Genomic DNA, 17,648 nt, shown 5'->3' with positions numbered 1-17,648 from the left:
GCGGATAAATCATCTGGCAATAGGTTATATTTTATAAATGGTGCGAAACGCACCATTTATGGATCAATGGAGTCAGACGTGCAGATTCAACCGCTGGAACAAGGAAATTTGTCGGCCCGGGCTTACTACTCGATTCGCGAAGGGCTGATTGCCGGCAACTTCAAGCCTGGCGAGCGTCTGGTCATGCAAGATCTTGCCGAGCGCCTGGGCACGAGCGTGACGCCCGTGCGCGAGGCATGCCTGCGCCTGGTCAGCGAGCGCGGCCTGGAACTGCGCTCAGGCCGCTTCGCTATCGTGCCCACGCTGACGCTGAGTCGTTATATCGAGGTTCGCACCATCCGCATTGCCCTGGAAGGCCTGGCCGCCGAGTTGGCGACTCGCCACGTCACAGCCGAGAACCTGGCAACGCTGGAAACGCTGCACGCCAGATTCGAAGAGGCCGAGCAGCAGAACGACGCCGTCGCCGCCATGCAGTACAACCGAGAATTTCATTTCACGCTGTACCGGCTGTCCGGCATGGAGATGCTGACCGCGCAGATCGAGGGGCTGTGGGTTTCCATGGGACCTATCTTGAATCTGTTCTACAGCAAGGGGCACAACACCTACCTCGGCGCCAGTGCTCATCTGACGCTCATGGATGCCCTGCGCGAGAAGAAGCCCGCCAAGGCGCGCAAGGCAATCGCGGACGACATCCTGGGGGCCAGCGACAGCATCATCGAATTCATCGACGGCCGCGAAAGGACCGAACAGCGTTAACCCGCCCGTCCATGTGACCCGGCACCTGTCCAGCCCACGCCCTGGGCCTGAGACATCTCATTCTCATCCTCACGGATCTACCTTATGGATATGGATTGGAGTCAGGCCCTGCAAGAGAGCCTGAGTTGGCTTGCAGTGGCGACTGTCGTCACCTTCATCGTGTTCGCCGGAGCCTCGGCCATGGCCATTCGCTGGACCCGCTGGGGTCGTCAGTTCTGGCAGATAGCCGGCCCCTACCTGAGCCCGCGAAACAGCTGGAAACCCTTGCTGGTGTTCGCCGTGCTGTTGGTACTGGCGCTGTTCGCGGTGCGCATGAACGTGCTCTTCTCATTCTGGTACAACGGCTTCTACAGCGCGCTGCAGGCCCTGGATCAGAAGGCGTTCTGGTTTCTCCTCGGCGTCTTCGCGGTCCTGGCGACCATCCATGTGCTGCGCGCCCTGTTCAACTACTACGTGACCCAGGCCTTCAGCATCCGCTGGCGGATCTGGCTTACCGAGCGCCTCACCGCCGACTGGATGAACGGCGACGCCTACTATCGCGGGCAGTTCCTCGACACCCCGGTGGATAACCCCGATCAGCGCATCGAGCTGGATGTGAATGCCTTCGTCAACTACTCGGTAAGCCTCAGCCTCGGTGCCGTCAGCGCACTGGTATCGCTGGTCGCCTTCACCGGCATTCTCTGGGGCCTGTCGGCGCCACTCAGCGTCGCCGGCGTGGAAATCCCCCGGGCGATGGTGTTCGCCGTCTACATCTACGTGATCATCGCCACCTGGATCGCCTTCCGCCTCGGTCGGCCGCTGATCCGCCTGAACTTCCTCAACGAGAAGCTGACCGCGAACTTCCGCTACGCCCTGATGCGCCTGCGCGAGTACGCGGAGAACGTAGCCTTCTACCAGGGCTCGGCCATCGAGCGTGGCACCTTGCTCGGCCGCTTCTCGGCACTCATCGGCAATGTCTGGGCACTGGTCTACCGGAGTCTGAAGTTCGACGGCTTCAACCTCGCCGTGAGCCAGGTGGCAGTGGTCTTCCCCTTCATCCTGCAGGCACCGCGCTTCTTCAGCGGCGCGATCAAGCTGGGCGACGTGATGCAGACCTCCCAGGCCTTCGGCCAGGTGCAGGACTCGCTGTCATTCTTCCGTTCCTCCTATGACACCTTCGCCCAGTATCGCGCCACCCTCGACCGTCTCACCGGCTTCCTCGACGCCAACCAGCAATCACGCGAGCTGCCAAGCGTGACGCGAATCGCCCAGAGCGAGGCGCTGGACATCGTCGGCATGCAGGTGCAGCGCCCCGACGGCCATCACCTGTTGCAGGACCTGAATCTCAACCTGCGACCCGGCCAGGCCCTGCTGATCAAGGGCCCATCCGGCAGCGGCAAGACCACCCTGCTGCGAGCCCTGGCCGGCCTGTGGCCCTACGCCGAAGGTGAGGTGCGCTGCCCCGCGGGCAGCAACGCGCTGTTCCTTGCCCAGCGTCCCTACCTGCCGCTGGGCGACTTGCGCAGCGCCATTGCCTACCCCGCCAGCAGTCTGCCTGGAGACGACGAGCGCCTGCAGCAGGCCCTGCGTCAGGTCAATCTGGCCCACCTGACAGACCGACTGGACCTGAGCAACGATTGGTCGCGCATTCTCTCGATCGGTGAACAGCAACGCCTGGCCTTCGCTCGCGTACTGGTCAACCGGCCACGCATCGTGTTCCTCGACGAATCCACCTCGGCCATGGACGAAGGCCTGGAGCATGCCCTCTATTCGCTGCTGCGCCGCGAGATGAGCGACAGCGTGCTGGTCAGCGTCGGCCACCGCGCCACCCTGTCCAGGTTCCATACGCACCGCCTGGAACTGGACGGACAAGCCGCCTGGTCGCTGACCGAGCAGGCTGCGCACGAGCCGCCTGCCTTGAGTTGAGTACGCGGGTGCAGGCATGCCATTGGCCGATCAGCCCGTACCTGCATGCAGCAGGAAGCCAGTGCCCGCATCGACGGTGCTGGCTACGCTGGGGCGCTGCCCCCTCGTAGCCTGACGAGCGCCTTGACAGCGGGTGAGCCAGAGGCAGGCGGACCGCGCCCAGGCCTGTCGCCGAACCGTCGTGGCGAGGAGCCCATGGCCGGCCCACTCATCAACGACACGACCGCCGACCGACCCGGGCTGACAGCTCAAGCAGCGCAAGCCTGCATACCCCGTGGGACAGCCGTCTACTCGGCTCTCTCCTGCTCTGGCACATAGATCATCCGGCCGTCTGCCAGGCGATAGGTCACACCGGCCTTGGTGCCCTGCCCTTCGCCGATACTGCCATTGGATTCGTAGCGCTTAAGCTCCTCGCCATCTTTCACCAGCATGCGCATGTCGGCTTCACCGGGGTTTTCGATGACCACGACCTTGTCCTGGCTGAAGGGATTGAGCGGGTTCTGCACGATGACCACCAGCAGGATACCTATAACGACCAGAAACAGGTCGATCAGGTTGACCATCGAGATGATCGGATCGTCCGCCTCGTCATGTTCGAGAAAGCGCATCAGGCCTGCTCCCACGCACGCTCGATGCTACGAAGTTCCTGCAGCAGCCAACGACGGCGAACGGTAAGGATGAAGAAGGTGATGCTGGCGCTGAGCAGGGCGACGATCACCGAGGAGAACGCCACCACCATGTTCTCGCCAATGCCCTGAGCGTCGTTGCGGGTCAGCGCCAGTAGTGCAGGCCCCATCGGAATCATGGTGGCCACCAGGCCAAGCATCGGTGCACTGCGCGAGGTGATCCGCAGCCACTCCAGCTGCTTCATGATCCAGAGTTCAAGATCATCGCTGCTGCCGCCATGTTGCTCGTACCACCTGGCCAGCCTCGACTGGTAGCTAGCACGGTGACGTTGCCAGGCTTCCAGCGCGAAAGCGCCCAGAGCAAAGCAGGCATAAGCCAGCGACGCCAGGATCAAGAGCATGACGGGAACGAGGAAAAGCCGGGTGATTTCGTAGATGCTGGTTTCTAGACCGTTCATAACGCAGGTTCCGTCATTCGAGAATTTGTAAGACCCTGCCGAATGGCACCGGCCATGAAGCAGGCAAACAGCAGGGCGAAGCCGAGCCACAACAGCCACCGAGGTTGCTCATCGCCCTGGGCGGGCATCACCTCCTCGAGCACCTGACCGCTGACAACCTGAGCGGCAGCCCCTGCATCCGACGACGGAGTGTTCTGGCCAGGGCTGTGCAAGCCGAAACCTGCGGCCAGCTGTTCGCTGAACTGCCGGGTAAGCGCTTCCCCAACCTCACCCGCCTCTGTACTTGCCAACTGCTGACGGCGCTCGACCAGCTCGCGGCGGGTCTGCTCGCTGGCATCCCAGTAGCCTTTGCGGATGGCCTCGAGCATGCGCTCGATGAGTTGAGCCTGAGCCGTTGGGTTGTGCTGCTCGAACCAGGCGTCGAGACCAAGCTCGCGCTTGTCCATGACGTAGGTGTCATGAATCGCCTGCCACTGATCATCACGCACCATGGTGCGATCGGTGGCCTGCCAGCCCCACAGGTTATTCACCAGGTTGAGCATCTCCAGCGTGCCGGCGTAGCCCTCCTTCTGCATCTCACCGATCCACTGCGGATTCAGGTAGCGACCACGCAGCTCGGTCGCGAGGAACCGGGCGGCGCCCGTGGTGCGCGGCTCGCTCTTGCGCAGATCGGCTATGTACAGCACCGGACTGCGGCCATCGAGATGCCGCACCGCAGCCGAGAGACCACCGAGAAACTCGAAGGGGTGATCGGTGGACAGCAGCCCATTGAGTTCGGACGAACGTGACATCACGGCGGCCTCAACCCCCTTGAGCTGCTCGGCGAACAGATTGCCGCCCTCCAGCTTCACACCCCAGGCTTGCGCACCGTACCCATATTGCAGGCGCTGCAAAAACTGCTGGCCGAGCGCCGCATCGTCATCCCATTTCGTCGAGTCCAGGGCCAGCTTGGAAACGCCGCTACCATAGTCGCCCGGTTCGTTGCCAAACACGCGCAAACGTGACAACTGCTGTGCCTGTTCGGCGGACACACCCTGCGCCTGCAAGCGCACGGCCAGCGCCCGGCTGTTCGCGGCAATGACATTCCCAGGCTCGTCCAGCTCAGCCAGACGATCGGCCGCATCTGCGAGCAGGCGCATGAAGCCGTCGAACTGATCCCGGTACACGCTGGTGACCTGCAAGACGGCGTCGATACGTGGTCGTCCCAGTTCGCCGGCGGGAATGATATCCAGCGCCACTACCCGGCCACCGTCATCCCACACCGGGCGAAGGCCCATGGCATGCAGCACCTGGCTCTCGACAATGCCCAGGTGCCTCAACGCCTCCGACGACCACAGGCTGAACGCCAGCTTCTGCGGCGCCTGCCCCTCATGGTCCGCGCGGTACTGGCCGATCAGCTGCGCCAACGCCTCCTCACCCGCCGCATAGGCCGCCCGTGTCGGCACCTTGTCAGCCTCGAAGGCATAGAGGTTGCGGCCACTCGGCACATCGGGATTGCGGACCGGGTCGCCGCCCGCCCCCGGCGCGACGAAAGCGCCGGACAGTCCTGCCAACAGTGCTTCCAGTTCCTGCGTATCGGCAAGCTGTCGATCCAGTTCGATGCCCCTGTCGATCAGCTCACGCAGTTCGGCAGACTCGATCGTCTCCGCGGCCACGCCATCCCTGAGATAACGCTGCAGGGTTCGGTAAGGCAGTGAGTTCTGCAGTTCACGGTAGTCGCTGGCGAATACCTCGTCGGGGTCGAGCCCCAGCGCCTGGTAGTACGCCTTACCCAGCTGCTGCATCACCGTACTCAGCCGATGTTCGGCCGATGCCGGCTCACCGAAGGTATGTAACCCAAGCGGCGTGGCGCCGCGTGCAAGTTCGTGCAAGTGATCATGCAGGACGGCGAAGAATGCCGGGAAATCCGCACGCATCGACGCCTCATCCCAACCCAGGTCGGTCTGCATGTCCATGGCCACGACCGCCGTCCATATCTGCTCGGCGGTTTGCTCGCGTACGGCGCCTTCGTCCAGCTGTTGGTATTCGTGGATCGTCTGGTGCAGATCGCGCAGCTCGTCATAGAGGCCGGCCGGTGCGAAGGCCGGCGTCTGATGGCTGATGGTGACGGCGCGCCCCCTGCGCCTGGCCTGAATGGCCTCGCCGATGTTGTCCTGGATATAGGGATAGAAGACCGGCAGGTCGCCGACGGCGAGAAAGGGATAATCATCGGCGGACAAGCCGCGATCCTTTCCTGGCAGCCACTCCTGTGTACCGTGGGTGCCGAAGTGGATCAGCGCATCGGCGCCGAAGCGCTCGCGCACCAGCTGGTAAGCCGCCATGTAGAGATGGTCCGGCGGCACCTTGCTATCGTGGTAGGCCTCGCCTGGCCGCCCCGCTCTCGGTGGCTGCGGTAAAAGCAGCAACGTGCCCAGGTGCAAGGCCGGGATCACGAACTGCATGACGCCATCGACCTCGCGCAGTGCCCAGTGTTGCGCCGGCTCGCCCCAACGGGCGGTCAGCGCATCGCGCGTCGCCAGCGGCAGGCGCGCGAACCAGGCCTGGTAATCCTTCAATGGCAGCGTGTCGGCCAGCCCCTCGCGCAGCAGTTCATCCAGGGTTTCCGGGCGGTAGTAACCCGCCAACAGGCGTTGAGCGGCATCGATCAGATCGGCCTCCGATGTCGCGGGCACCTCGTATCCCGCGCGGCTCAGGGCCGCACTCAACGCAGCCAGGCTGGCGGGCACGTTGAGGTGAGACGCAGCGACGTTCCGTTCACCGTCCGGGTGATTCCAGAACATCAGCGCGAGTCGTTTGTCCTGCGCTGGCAATTGACGCAGGCGAATCAGCCGATCCAGCTTGTCGAGCAGCGCTTCGGCCTGACCGGGCATGAGCCTCGGTTCCCCCTCCTCCAGTGCGCTGATCACCAGCGGATCGCTCATGCCCCAGCTTTCCGGAACGCTGAGAAAGGTCGACGCCGCGCGTGCCTCCATGCCACTGGTCTGAGCCTGCCACTGCTGCTCGCTACCGCCGCGATGAGCGAATGTCTGCAGCACCGGCACACCGAGCTGCAGGAACTCCTGCTTTCGCGCCGGACCGTTCTGCATGTGCTGGAGATTCACCAACGCCTGCAGGTCGGCAGTGGCGAATAGCTCAACAAGCGCATGCGGGTTGGCATCATCGAACCAGAACACCAGCGGCAACTGCCCATGTCGTTCGCTGCGTTCGATGAGCTCGTCGATGGCCTGCAACTGGGCATCGGCAATGGCACCGCGGTGAATGGCGAACGCCACCCGTGGCGCGGTTGGCTGCCAGCGTTCACGCCCCCACTCGAGATAGTCATCGAGCGTGGCGAATGGCGACGGCGCATCAGGATGATAGAAACCGGTTTTCGGCAGTTCGACAGGAGCCGGTAAATCATCGAAAGGCAGACCCGCCTTCCTGCGCTGAGTCAGCGTGAACAGTTGTTTGAGGTTGGTCTCGCCCCCATTGCCGTAGTAGCCGATCAGGCGCATCGCCAGCGGCGGCGGCAGGTTGCCATAGGCCGGCGGACCGCCACCGACGCGAATCCAGGGCACGGGCAAACGTTCCAGTACGTCGCCCAAACGCTGCTGCACTGCCTGCAGGTCGGACGGACGCGGCGTGTCCATGATCAGCAGATCGACCGCCGCCAGCCACTCACCATCAGGTGCCTGTTCGGCACCACTGCGCAGGCTGGAAAATTCGACGCCCTGCTGCTTCGCCCAGGCAGCGAGACGCGCATGCTTGCCAGCCAGCACGAAGTCGCTGCTGAGCATGCGTACCTGTGCAGGCTCGGCAGCGGCCTGCAGGCTCCAGCTCAGGCAGCAGAGCAGAAGGATCAGGCCACGCATCAGAACGTGGCAACCAGGCCGACGTGATAGGTGCGCCCGGGCTCGGCATAGACGAAGCGCTCACTCTGATCCGCCAGGCGTTCGTCACCGATGTTCTCGATACCGCCGCGCAGCGTCAGGTTACTGCTCAGCTTCTGGCTCATTTCCAGATGCCACAGGCTGTAGGCCGGCAGCGAGTAGGCCACGTTGCTGCTGTAGGTCAGCTGGCTTCCAATGTACTCGGTGCGCAACTGAGCCTCGAAGGTGGACGTCGGCTGCCATTGCAGCACGCTGTTGGCAAGATGTCTGGAACGGTCTCCCAGGCGCTGCCCGAGCGTGCGGTTGCGCGCATCCAGGTAGGTGTAATTGAGCTTCCAGCTCAGCGTGCTGCTCAGATCCACCCCTGCGCCCAACTCGACACCGCGGATACGGGCCTTGTCCACGTTTTCGTAGTTACGCAGCTCACGCCCACGCACACCGCAGCTGGCTACGCAGACCGTCTGGATCAGATCCTCCACGTCATTCTCGAAGAGCATGCCGCTCAGCGACCAGCCCTGTGCCTGGTAATCCGCGCCCAGCTCATAGGACGTATTGGTTTCCGGCTGCAGATCGGGGTTGCCGACGATGGTGAATCGACCGCCGCCGCCGACGGCAGAGTAGCCCGGCGACAACTGTTTCAGGCTTGGTGCCTTGAAGCCTTTGCCGACGCCAGCGCGCAGGGTCAGCTGATCGTTGAGATGGTGCAGCAGGTAGACACGCGGGCTGTTCTCCCAACCGAACTGCTCGTGCTTGTCGAAGCGGCTGCCCAGTGTCAGCGACCAAGCGGGACTGAAAGCGATCTCGTCTTGCAGGAAGACCGCGCGATGCAGTGCCTCATCCTCGCCCCGAGCGTTGACCGAACGATCCTCCAGCTCCTCCTTGCGCCACTCGCCACCAACGGTCACCCGATGCATATCGAGCAACGGCACACTCAGATTGCCGTCCACCACGCTGTCGGTCAGACGCTGCGGGCTGCTGGGGACTGCCCCGCCACTGCGGGAGTTCTTGCGCTCCAGCTGATTGCGATAGGCACGCAACTGACTGCTGCCCCACAGCCAATCACCAGAGTGCGCCAACGACCAGCGTTCCCGTTCGATGATGTCAGTGGCCTCGTAGTCCCTCGATGCGCCACCACCCGTTTCGCTATTGCGCCAACGCCGCTCGCGTCCGCTTTCGTATCCGAAGTCGATGCGCTGCGCGTCGTCCGGCGTCCAGCTCAGCGTTGCACCGCCGCTGTTGCCGTTACGACCTTCCAGTTCGGAAAGATTGCGACTGTCGAAGTCTGGCGTTTCCTGCTGACGCTGGCTCTCGGCATTGAGTACCAGCCCCAGCACACCCGGCAACAGGGGGCCGCTGACGTACCCTCCCGCCTGGTGCGTTTGCCCACCCAGGCCATCCTCACGAACGCCCCCCTCGACGAAACCACTACCCAGCCAGGTGTCGGTCGCCTTGCGCGTGATCACGTTGACCACGCCACCCAGCGCTTCGGAACCGTAGAGTGAAGACATAGGCCCACGTACCACCTCGATGCGTTCGATGGCCTCGACCGGCACCCAGCCCAGGTCGAAATCGGAGTGGGCGATGGCTCCGGCTGATGGACTGATGCGCTTGCCGTCGATGAGCACCAGGGTGTGCTCGCTGGACATGCCGCGAATGCTGATCCCCCGGCGACTCATACCGATGCCGTTGAACTGCAAGCCTTCGCTTCCACGCAGTGCGTCCTCGAGATCTCGCACGGGGCGCCTGCTCAGATCCTCAGCAGTGATGACAGCGACACTGGCCGGCACATCCTTCAGCGCACGCTTGGTACTGGTGGCGCTGACCACCGTTGGTTCCAGCATCAGCACCTCGGCCTGACCGCCAAGCGGTAAAAAGCTGAATGCAAGCAACGACAAAGAACGGCGCGGCGCAAAGCGACGCATCTTCAAGACTGGCATAGCGATCCTTCCAACGGGCAGATCTGCGATCTGATTGGCGATTGTTGTGAGACAGGGTGAGGTAAAAGGCTGTAAATGCAGCTCAATTGAAATGCAATGTTATTTCATAACATCATTTCGGTCAAAAAATACTCACCCAATCCAACCGAGCCCGCCGTGCCCGACGCTCAGCCCTCAACATCTGCCTGAGGAGAAGGGCCTATTGGCGCTGACTTACCACGACCAAACCGGCCTTCAAGGACATCATGCGAGGTACCGCGGATTGACTTCCTCCTTTCGAGTCTGAGCCTGAAAGAAGGCCGACACTGGGCCGTAATCCTGTTCACATAGCAAGTGGTCGGACGCGACTAGTCCCCTCGCCCCTGTGGGGAAAGCGTTAGGGCGGGCCGCGTCCGGAGAGGGGGACACTGGCAGTTTTGCGGCATTTTCAGCCCTCTCCCCCAGCCCCTCTCCCATAAATGGGAGAGGGGAGCCAAACCTGTGCAACCTTGAATACACAGCATTACGACACTGGTCCGGCCCCTTCAGGTATGCCGCGCTCAGGCCTTGCCCAGGTCCACGGTGACGATCTCGCGGCGCTCGGCCATGCTGGCCGGAACCTTGTCCTCGTCCGTGAAGAACTGCTGGTACCACTCGCGCAACGGGTAGACCGGGCCGTCGGTCTCGGCCAGTACCGGTTTGTCGATGCGAACCTTGTTCTTCCAGATCGCCACATCCTGATAGAAGGAGTCGCGGTTGCCGTTGACATAGCCCAGCGCCACCTGGCGATTCTGCTCCTCGGTGTAACCCGGTACACGCTTGACCATGCAGCCGAAGCGCAGCAGGAAGCTGTTGGGTGTGATCGGCACATGGCTGTTGAGCAGCACGGCATGGATCTGCTGGCCGCCGAATTCAGAACTGATGCGCGTAAAATGCGTCGCCGGACCGTAGTAGGCGGAGTCGGCTTCCAGTCCGCCACCCAGGAACTGCGAGTCACCGCGAAAGCGCTGGTGGCCGATGTGGCCTTCGAAGACGTTGGAGAAATGGACGGCGGGCGTACTGTGAACCGGCCCGAAGTGCTGGGCATCGACCAGGTTGTCGACCAGCTCGCGCGGGTTGGTTTCGATCAGCATGGTGTCGATGTTCCACTCATGGATCCACTCGTCGCTGTCCATTTCCGCCAGGTGCGGAATGACGACGCCATCGCGCGGAGGATTACCCTCTGGGTTGTTCCACACGAACAGCAGATTGTTCTCCTCGCAGGTCAGCCAGCTCCGGGGCCTGGCCTTCGGCGGAATGCGCTTGCGGTAGGGAATCTCCACGCAGCAGTTGCCGCCAGCATCGTACTGCCAGTGGTGGAAGGGACAGACCACGCGGTCGTTCTCGACGGCGCCATGGGACAGGTCGGCGCCCATATGCGGGCAGTAGGCATCGAGGATATGGATCAGACGCCGGAGAGACGCCGCCCCGCCGGGTTGACGGCCCCACCCGCGCACGCAACCGCTTGCGTTCGGGTCAGCGCGACCACGCTGTTGAGCATGATCCGCACCAGCTCGGTTTGCCGGCGCACGCCGGTTTTCGAGAAGATCGAGCGCAGATGGGCTCGGGCCGTATTGCGGCGGATGTTCAGCGCCTCGGCAGCCTCTTCCAGAGACAGACCATTGGCCAACTCCAGGGCCAACGCGGTTTCCGCCGGTGTCAGGTTGAACAGCTGCTTGGTCACGAGGCTGCTGGCCTGGGACTTGCCGACGGCATCCCGGATATAGACCAGCGCCGTGGGCCGCCCCTTGCCCTCGACCAACTCCTGGGAGGGTATGGTCTCGACAACGAGGCCGAAACTCACCTGCCCGGACGGGCGTGAAATGGACATCACCTCGGCCCTGTCCGCGCCAGCCACACCCTGGCGCATGGCAGCACCGCGCAGAACCCGCTGCAGCTCCCGGTTGTCACTCGGATAGGTCGCCTCCAGACGTCCGCCAACCAGTTTCAGCCCGTCATTGCTGCTGAGGATCTCCTGAGCAACCGGGTTGAGTTCCAGAACCATGCTGCTCTCGTCCAGGACCATGGTGGCGATCGACAAGCGCCCGATCGCCTGGGAATACAGACTGCCGAGAGATGCACTGCGATCAAACTGGGAATACACATGAACCGCTCGCCGAATATGTGGCAGAAACAGTTCGCAGAGCTTGCGCTCATCCTCGGAAAAGCGCGGGCTGGACTTGGGGCGGCTGATGCGAAAACGCAGAAGCCCGCCATCGGGCGTGGTGATATTTGCCAACAGCGAGTCGAACACATTGTGGGGCTGGCAATACAGCAGGTAAAAGGTCGAACGCTCCCATTCACTGTCGCTCATCAGGTCCGCAATGGTGAAAACCTCATTGGGCGCGAGATTGGTAAAGGGAGCCGCCTGGTCGTGGTAGCTGATGAAAAGCACTTCGCCACTGAGATCTCCTACGCCCTCGACCTCGCCCGAAACGATCATCGGGGCCAGTTCAGGCTCATCGGTCGCACGCATGATCAAGGTCACAAAGTTGGCCTGAAACAGTTGCCGGAGCTGATTCAGGGCCTCGCCCAAGGCACGAGGTTCGAACGCGGCGTCATACATGCTACTGATGATCCTGTCGTACTGAGCCACGTTGAGTCCGACTCTTTCCAGCATCTGATCTTGCGTCGTGGAGCTCATGGTCACACCTCACAGAGCAGGTCCGGCCTGTCATTTGTTGTTATCAAGCGTTTCGGCTGACAGGCAGCACGCATCTCCCGAAACGGTTGGCTACACAAACTCCTTACCCCCCCCCTCATATCTACACCCAAACCCAACTGCCAACGGCCAGAGGGCGACGGACGGGATCGTAGAAAGCCAGGTGCAGCAACTTCATCGCACGCGAGCCTCAGCGACATGCCTGAAAAACCCCATGAACGTATCCGTACGGCATCAGGTCGCAGTCACCGGCAAGGGAGCAGGATGCGATGTGCGAAGCCCCCAGCCACGCAGGCCATGCGCCGAATACCAACGCCACTGCCATTTTCTCGTCAACTAGCGCAGGGACGCCCAGAACGCCCCCATCTGCTCGGGCACAGGCGGATATGGAAGAGCGTGCGAGCTGGCGCTGGCGTAAGGAAGCGGTGCGGGTGCAGCGCTATCGGGAAGCATCTGGTCGCGTGCCGTGAGCAGGCAGATCGCAGCGACAGACAAGAGCAGGACGACAGCCTTGATCCTGCATGAACTGGGAGATAACGGGCTACGTGGGACAGTGAACATAGCAGTACCTCTGTTGTTCTTGTTCTATCCACCCGACGGCTGCGACACCGGTAAACGGGGGGGATGACTCGATCTTCTGACCAGGAAACGGCACCAGCATCGTCCAAACGGACTAGACGACACCCTGCTGATCCCATGCGCGCACGCTCATGGCAACTCGAACAGACCGGCAGCGCCCATGCCGCCGCCAATGCACATCGACACCACGACATGACGGGCACCCCGCCGGCGCCCCTCCAGCAGCGCATGGCCAACCATCCGCGAACCGGACATACCGAACGGATGGCCGATGGCGATGGCCCCGCCGTTGACGTTCAGGCGGTCATTGGCAATCCCCAGTGCATCACGGCAGTGCAACACCTGACAGGCGAAGGCTTCGTTGATTTCCCACAGGTCGATGTCCGCGACGCTCAAGCCGAAGCGCCTGAGCAACCTGGGTACGGCATGCACCGGGCCGATGCCCATCTCCTCCGGCGCACAGCCGGCGACGGCTATGCCACGGTAGATTCCCAGCGGCGTCAGGCCACGGCAGCGGGCTTCATCGGCACTCATCAGCAGGCAGGCACTGGCACCATCGGAGAACTGCGAGGCGTTGCCAGCGGTGACGAACTCGCCCTGCCCCACCCACTTGCCGTCCTTCCACACCGGCTTGAGCGCGGCCAGGTCCTCGAGCGTGGTACTCGGGCGGTTGCACTCGTCGCGCTCGACCAACACCGCTTCATGGCCGCTCGGGTTGCCCTGCTTGTCGAAGCACAGCTTGTCGGCGTGCAGCGGCACGATTTCCTCGGCGAAACGTCCGCCCTGCTGGGCCGCCGCCGTGCGCTGCTGACTCTGCAGGGCATACTCGTCCTGCGCAGCACGGCTGATGGCGTAGCGGCGCGAGACGATCTCGGCCGTTTCGATCATCGGGATATAGGCACTCGGCATCACCTCGAGCACCGCCTGGGACTGCGCACGATAGGTGTTCTTGTGCGGTGTCTGGGTCAACGACAGCGACTCCACTCCGCCGGCGATGGCGATATCCAGCTCGCCGCTGAGAATGCTCCTGGCCGCCACGCCGATCGCCATCAACCCGGAAGCGCACATGCGGTCCAGCGCCATGCCCGGCACACTGTGCGGCAGGCCGGCGGTGTAGGCACACAGACGGCCGATGTTGTACGCCTGGGTACCCTGCTGCACCGCAGCGCCCATGATCACATCGCCGACCGCAGCGCCCTCGACGCCGGCGCGTTCGAGCACGGCCCGTACCACATGGCCACCGAGCACCGGTGCCTCGGTGTCGTTGAACGAACCACGAAAGGATTTGGCCAGCGCGGTACGCGCAGTGGCGACGATAACGGCTTCAGTCATCAGGGCTCTCACTCGGGAATGGGGTTGAAGGTGTAGCGGCTGAGGGTGTCGACCACACAGCCCGGGCGCTCGCTGCCCTCGATCTCGACGGTGATGCGCACCAGGAACTGCACGGCAGCGCCAACCCGCTCGGCCCCCAGCACCTCGCCACGCCCGCGCACCCGCGCGCCGACCCTGACCGCTGCGGGAAAGCGCGTGCGCTCGCTGCCGTAGTTCACCCCCATCGCCAGGTTCTCGATGCGCATCAGCTGCGGCATGAACAGGTTGGCCAGCGACAGGGTCAGGTAGCCATGCGCGATACAGGCACCGAACGGGCCCTCGGCGGCGCGCTGCGGGTCCACATGAATCCACTGGTGATCGCCGGTGGCCTCGGCGAACAGGTCGATCCGCTCCTGGGTGACGGTGATCCACTCGCTGTGGCCCAACTGCATCCCGACAGCGCCCAGCATTTGCTCCGCACTCTTGAATACCTTGCTCATCCGCACCTCCTCAGGCGTGCTGCGAACTGACCGAAAGCACTTCGCCCACCAGGTACGAGGCGTAGTCACTGGCCAGAAAGATCATCACGTTGGCGACTTCCCAGACCTCCGCCGCACGGCCGAAGGCCTCACGGCTGGCCAGTTGTTCCAGCAGTTCCTGGCTGGAGGCTTTCTTGAGGAAGTCATGCAGGGCAATGGACGGCGCCACGGCATTGATACGCACGCCGTGCTCGGCGGCTTCGACCGCGCTGCAGCGGGTCAGCGCCATCACCCCGGCCTTGGCGGCGGCGTAGTGGGCCTGCTCCTTCTGCGCCCGCCAGCCAAGCACCGAGGCGTTGTTGACGATGGCACCAGCGCCGCGTTTCTCCATGTGCGGTAGCATCGCGCGGGTCATGCGGAAGGTCCCGTTGAGGGTCACGTCGACCACTCGCAGCCAGTCGTCATCGCTCATTGCGCTGAGCCGTTTCTGCCCGCCGAGACCGGCGTTGTTGATCAGTACATCGACACCGTCCAGGGCCTGCTCGGCAGCGCTCACCAGGGCCTGCACCTCGTCCTCCACCGCCACATTGCACAGCTGCCCATGGATGGCCTGCAGACCGGTCTCCGCCTTGAGGCGCACGACCGCATCTTCCAGGCGACGCGGATGGATATCGGAAATCATCAGGGCACGGCAGCCTTCCTCGGCGCAGCGCCTGGCGGCGGCATAGCCGATGCCGGCGCCAGCCGCTGCGGTGATCAGCACCGACTTGCCAGCCAGCAGCTGGTGGCCCGGAACGTAGGGGGGAGCGTGTTTCACGGCAAGACCTCGGCAGTAGACGACATGCGAGCAGATTTAACGGCCCCACCTTGCCCCGCGCATCGTCAAAACGGACGGTACGCCAGCGGAGAACGAGGTCTTGCGAACAGCCCTCGGGGCGGTCTTGCGAAGGTTCGAGGGCGGCCGGCTCAGCTGCCGTAGACCTTCTGCGCCGGCACCTCGAGCGCCAGCAGCTGGGCCATGGCCTGGCCGATCTCTGCAGGAGCCCAGCGCGCGCCCTTGTCCACCCCGGCGGTGCTGCGCCAGCCGTCGGCGATGGAAATCCGCCCGCCCTCGGACTCGAACACACGACCGGTGACATGCGCGGCCGCCTCATGGGCCAGCCAGGCCAGCAGGCTGGACACGTTCTCCGGTGCCCAGTAATCGAAGCTGCCATCCGTCGGCGCGGCCATGCGCGCGGCCATGGATTCGACGGCGCTGGTCATACCAGTACGTGCAGCCGGTGCCACGGCGTTGGCCGTGATGCCATAGCGTCCCAGCTCGGCCGCCTGGTTGAGCGTCAGCGCGGCGATACCGGCCTTGGCTGCGGCGTAGTTGGACTGGCCGATGGAACCCTGCAGACCGGCACCGGAGGTGGTGTTGATGATGCGCGCGTTGACCGCCTTGCCGGCCTTGGACAGGTCGCGCCAGTAGTGCACGGCGTGCGCACTGATGCAGAAGTGCCCCTTGAGGTGCACGCTCATGATCGCGTCCCACTCCGCCTCGGTCATCGAGGCGAACATACGGTCGCGGTTGATGCCGGCGTTGTTAACCACCACGTGCAGGTCGCCGAAGCAGTCGATGGCCTGCTTCACGGCGTTTTCACTGTCGCCGTAGTGGGTGATGTCGGAGGCGTTGGCCACCGCCTTGCCACCGGCGGCGATGATCTCCGCGACCACCGCCCGCGCTGCGGCCAGGTTGATGTCGTTGACCACCACGCAGGCACCCTCGCCAGCGAACACCCGTGCATGGGCGGCGCCCAGGCCAGCGCCTGCGCCGGTGATGATGGCCACCCGGCCGTTCAGGATTCCCATCTTCAATTCTCCCGGATTCGTCGCGGCAGGCTCTGCCAGAAGCCCTTACAGGCGTTGGATGATCGTCACGTTGGCCAGCCCGCCGCCTTCGCACATCGCCTGCAGGCCGTAACGACCACCGCTGCGCTCCAGTTCGTGCAGCAGCGTGGTCATCAGCCGCGCGCCCGTGGCGCCGAGCGGATGCCCCAGCGCGATGCCGCCGCCATTGACGTTGGTCCTGGCGGGGTCGAAGTCCAACTCCTTGGCCCAGGCCATGACCACCGAGGCGAAGGCCTCGTTGATTTCCACCAGGTCGATCTCGGCCATGCGCATGCCGGCCTTCTTCAGCGCGTGGCGGGTCGCCTCGATCGGCGCCGTCAGGTGCCAGATCGGATCGTCACCGCGCACGCTGAGGTGGTGAATGCGCGCCCGAGGTGTCAGGCCATAGCGCTCGAGCGCGGCATCCGAGACCACCAGCAAGGCGGCCGACGCATCGCAGGTCTGGCTGGATACCGCCGCCGTGATGCTCGGGAAGCTCGGATCGACCGGTTCCAGGCTGGCCATCTTTTCCAGCGTGGTGACACGCGGCGTCTCGTCCTGGCTCAGGCCTTCGCAGGCCAGCACCTCGCGCGCGAAATGACCGGCCTCGATGGCCGCCAGGGCACGACGGTGGCTTTCCAGCGCGAAGCCTTCCATGTCGGCGCGGCTGATCTGCCAGTGATCGGCGATGCGCTGGGCAGCGTAGAACTGGCTGACCGGCTGATCGGCGAAGCGGGCACGCCAGCCGGCGCTGCCGGAGAACGGGTCAGGGAAGCCCAGCGGCTGGCCGGCGAGCATGGCCGAGGAGATCGGGATCTGGGTCATGGTCTGCACGCCACCGACCGCGACGACGTCCTGGGTGCCGCTCATCACGGCCTGCGCAGCGAAGTGCAAGGCCTGCTGCGATGAGCCGCACTGGCGATCCACCGTGGTACCAGGCACACACAGCGGCAGGCCGGCGGCCAGCCAGCTGGTGCGCGCGATATTGGCAGCCTGCGCACCGATGGTGTCGACGCAGCCGAAGATCACGTCATCGTATTCATCGGCTGGAATGGCGTTGCGCTCGACCAGCGCCTTGAGCACATGGGCGCCGAGATCGATGGCGTGCACATGAGCCAGACTGCCCTTGCGCCTGCCGGTGGGCGTGCGCAACGCATCGACGATATAGGCCTGGGTCAT

At 63.7% G+C, this 17,648-nt stretch carries 12 protein-coding genes and 1 pseudogene; 2 read left to right on the top strand and 11 right to left on the bottom strand.

Annotated features, from left to right (window positions below):
- Positions 1-78 precede the first annotated feature (78 nt).
- Both FIV02_RS05835 and FIV02_RS05830 read left to right on the top strand, forming a co-directional pair.
- Positions 79-756 carry a GntR family transcriptional regulator gene (locus tag FIV02_RS05835; protein ID WP_150608416.1) on the top strand — a complete coding sequence of 226 codons (678 nt, stop codon included), beginning with the start codon at positions 79-81 and terminating at the stop codon, positions 754-756.
- An 84-nt stretch (positions 757-840) separates the two neighbouring features.
- Entirely contained in the window at positions 841-2,661 is a 1,821-nt protein-coding gene (locus FIV02_RS05830) for an ABC transporter ATP-binding protein/permease (protein ID WP_152488083.1), read from the top strand.
- 287 nt (positions 2,662-2,948) lie between these two features.
- Here FIV02_RS05830 and FIV02_RS05825 read toward each other — a convergent pair whose 3' ends face one another.
- The 11 genes and pseudogenes from FIV02_RS05825 to FIV02_RS05775 all read right to left on the bottom strand — a co-directional run bounded on the left by FIV02_RS05825 (position 2,949) and on the right by FIV02_RS05775 (position 17,648).
- Positions 2,949-3,269, bottom strand: coding sequence for a DUF2149 domain-containing protein (locus FIV02_RS05825; protein WP_134677711.1), 321 nt, complete (start codon positions 3,267-3,269; stop codon positions 2,949-2,951).
- Positions 3,269-3,745 (bottom strand): MotA/TolQ/ExbB proton channel family protein, encoded by a 477-nt coding sequence (locus FIV02_RS05820; RefSeq protein ID WP_152488082.1) that lies wholly within the window; start codon positions 3,743-3,745, stop codon positions 3,269-3,271. Before FIV02_RS05820 ends, FIV02_RS05825 begins: the two co-directional genes overlap by 1 nt.
- Positions 3,742-7,596 (bottom strand): cobaltochelatase subunit CobN, encoded by a 3,855-nt coding sequence (cobN, locus tag FIV02_RS05815; RefSeq protein ID WP_152488081.1) that lies wholly within the window; start codon positions 7,594-7,596, stop codon positions 3,742-3,744. The genes FIV02_RS05820 and cobN overlap by 4 nt, the downstream gene beginning before the upstream one ends.
- Positions 7,596-9,551: a TonB-dependent receptor domain-containing protein gene (locus tag FIV02_RS05810; RefSeq protein WP_152488080.1), complete on the bottom strand. Its 1,956-nt coding sequence runs from the start codon at positions 9,549-9,551 to the stop codon at positions 7,596-7,598. Before FIV02_RS05810 ends, cobN begins: the two co-directional genes overlap by 1 nt.
- Before the next feature lie 539 nt (positions 9,552-10,090).
- Positions 10,091-10,975, bottom strand: a pseudogene (locus tag FIV02_RS05805) (Rieske 2Fe-2S domain-containing protein); the annotation flags it as partial.
- Positions 10,975-12,213 carry a helix-turn-helix transcriptional regulator gene (locus FIV02_RS05800; protein WP_152488078.1) on the bottom strand — a complete coding sequence of 413 codons (1,239 nt, stop codon included), beginning with the start codon at positions 12,211-12,213 and terminating at the stop codon, positions 10,975-10,977. The pseudogene FIV02_RS05805 and the gene FIV02_RS05800, both read right to left, overlap by 1 nt.
- A 726-nt stretch (positions 12,214-12,939) precedes the next feature.
- Positions 12,940-14,142, bottom strand: a complete 1,203-nt coding sequence (locus FIV02_RS05795) for an acetyl-CoA C-acyltransferase (protein WP_152488077.1) — start codon at positions 14,140-14,142, stop codon at positions 12,940-12,942.
- Positions 14,143-14,150: 8 nt separating this feature from the next.
- On the bottom strand, positions 14,151-14,621 hold the full coding sequence (locus FIV02_RS05790; protein WP_150608407.1) for a MaoC family dehydratase: 471 nt from the start codon (positions 14,619-14,621) through the stop codon (positions 14,151-14,153).
- A gap of 10 nt (positions 14,622-14,631) precedes the next feature.
- Positions 14,632-15,417, bottom strand: a complete 786-nt coding sequence (locus FIV02_RS05785; protein WP_152488076.1) for an SDR family oxidoreductase — start codon at positions 15,415-15,417, stop codon at positions 14,632-14,634.
- Between the two features lie 149 nt (positions 15,418-15,566).
- Positions 15,567-16,451 (bottom strand): SDR family oxidoreductase, encoded by an 885-nt coding sequence (locus FIV02_RS05780; protein WP_152488075.1) that lies wholly within the window; start codon positions 16,449-16,451, stop codon positions 15,567-15,569.
- Positions 16,452-16,496: 45 nt separating this feature from the next.
- Entirely contained in the window at positions 16,497-17,648 is a 1,152-nt protein-coding gene (locus tag FIV02_RS05775; RefSeq protein WP_152488074.1) for an acetyl-CoA C-acetyltransferase, read from the bottom strand.

This window comes from Pseudomonas sp. THAF187a (assembly GCF_009363395.1).
Classification (GTDB): domain Bacteria; phylum Pseudomonadota; class Gammaproteobacteria; order Pseudomonadales; family Pseudomonadaceae; genus Aquipseudomonas; species Aquipseudomonas khazarica.
Note: the sequence above shows the minus strand (reverse complement) of the source record. Positions and strands in the feature narration are given on the sequence as shown.

What these genes read in the sequence shown, in the direction of transcription:
- FIV02_RS05830 (WP_152488083.1), top strand. Translation starts at nt 841, where the DNA reads ATGGATATGGATTGGAGTCAGGCCCTGCAAGAGAGCCTGAGTTGGCTT.
- FIV02_RS05775 (WP_152488074.1), bottom strand. Translation starts at nt 17,648, where the DNA reads ATGACCCAGGCCTATATCGTCGATGCGTTGCGCACGCCCACCGGCAGG.
- cobN (WP_152488081.1), bottom strand. Translation starts at nt 7,596, where the DNA reads ATGCGTGGCCTGATCCTTCTGCTCTGCTGCCTGAGCTGGAGCCTGCAG.
- FIV02_RS05820 (WP_152488082.1), bottom strand. Translation starts at nt 3,745, where the DNA reads ATGAACGGTCTAGAAACCAGCATCTACGAAATCACCCGGCTTTTCCTC.
- FIV02_RS05790 (WP_150608407.1), bottom strand. Translation starts at nt 14,621, where the DNA reads ATGAGCAAGGTATTCAAGAGTGCGGAGCAAATGCTGGGCGCTGTCGGG.
- FIV02_RS05800 (WP_152488078.1), bottom strand. Translation starts at nt 12,213, where the DNA reads ATGAGCTCCACGACGCAAGATCAGATGCTGGAAAGAGTCGGACTCAAC.
- FIV02_RS05795 (WP_152488077.1), bottom strand. Translation starts at nt 14,142, where the DNA reads ATGACTGAAGCCGTTATCGTCGCCACTGCGCGTACCGCGCTGGCCAAA.
- FIV02_RS05780 (WP_152488075.1), bottom strand. Translation starts at nt 16,451, where the DNA reads ATGGGAATCCTGAACGGCCGGGTGGCCATCATCACCGGCGCAGGCGCT.
- FIV02_RS05825 (WP_134677711.1), bottom strand. Translation starts at nt 3,269, where the DNA reads ATGCGCTTTCTCGAACATGACGAGGCGGACGATCCGATCATCTCGATG.
- FIV02_RS05810 (WP_152488080.1), bottom strand. Translation starts at nt 9,551, where the DNA reads ATGCCAGTCTTGAAGATGCGTCGCTTTGCGCCGCGCCGTTCTTTGTCG.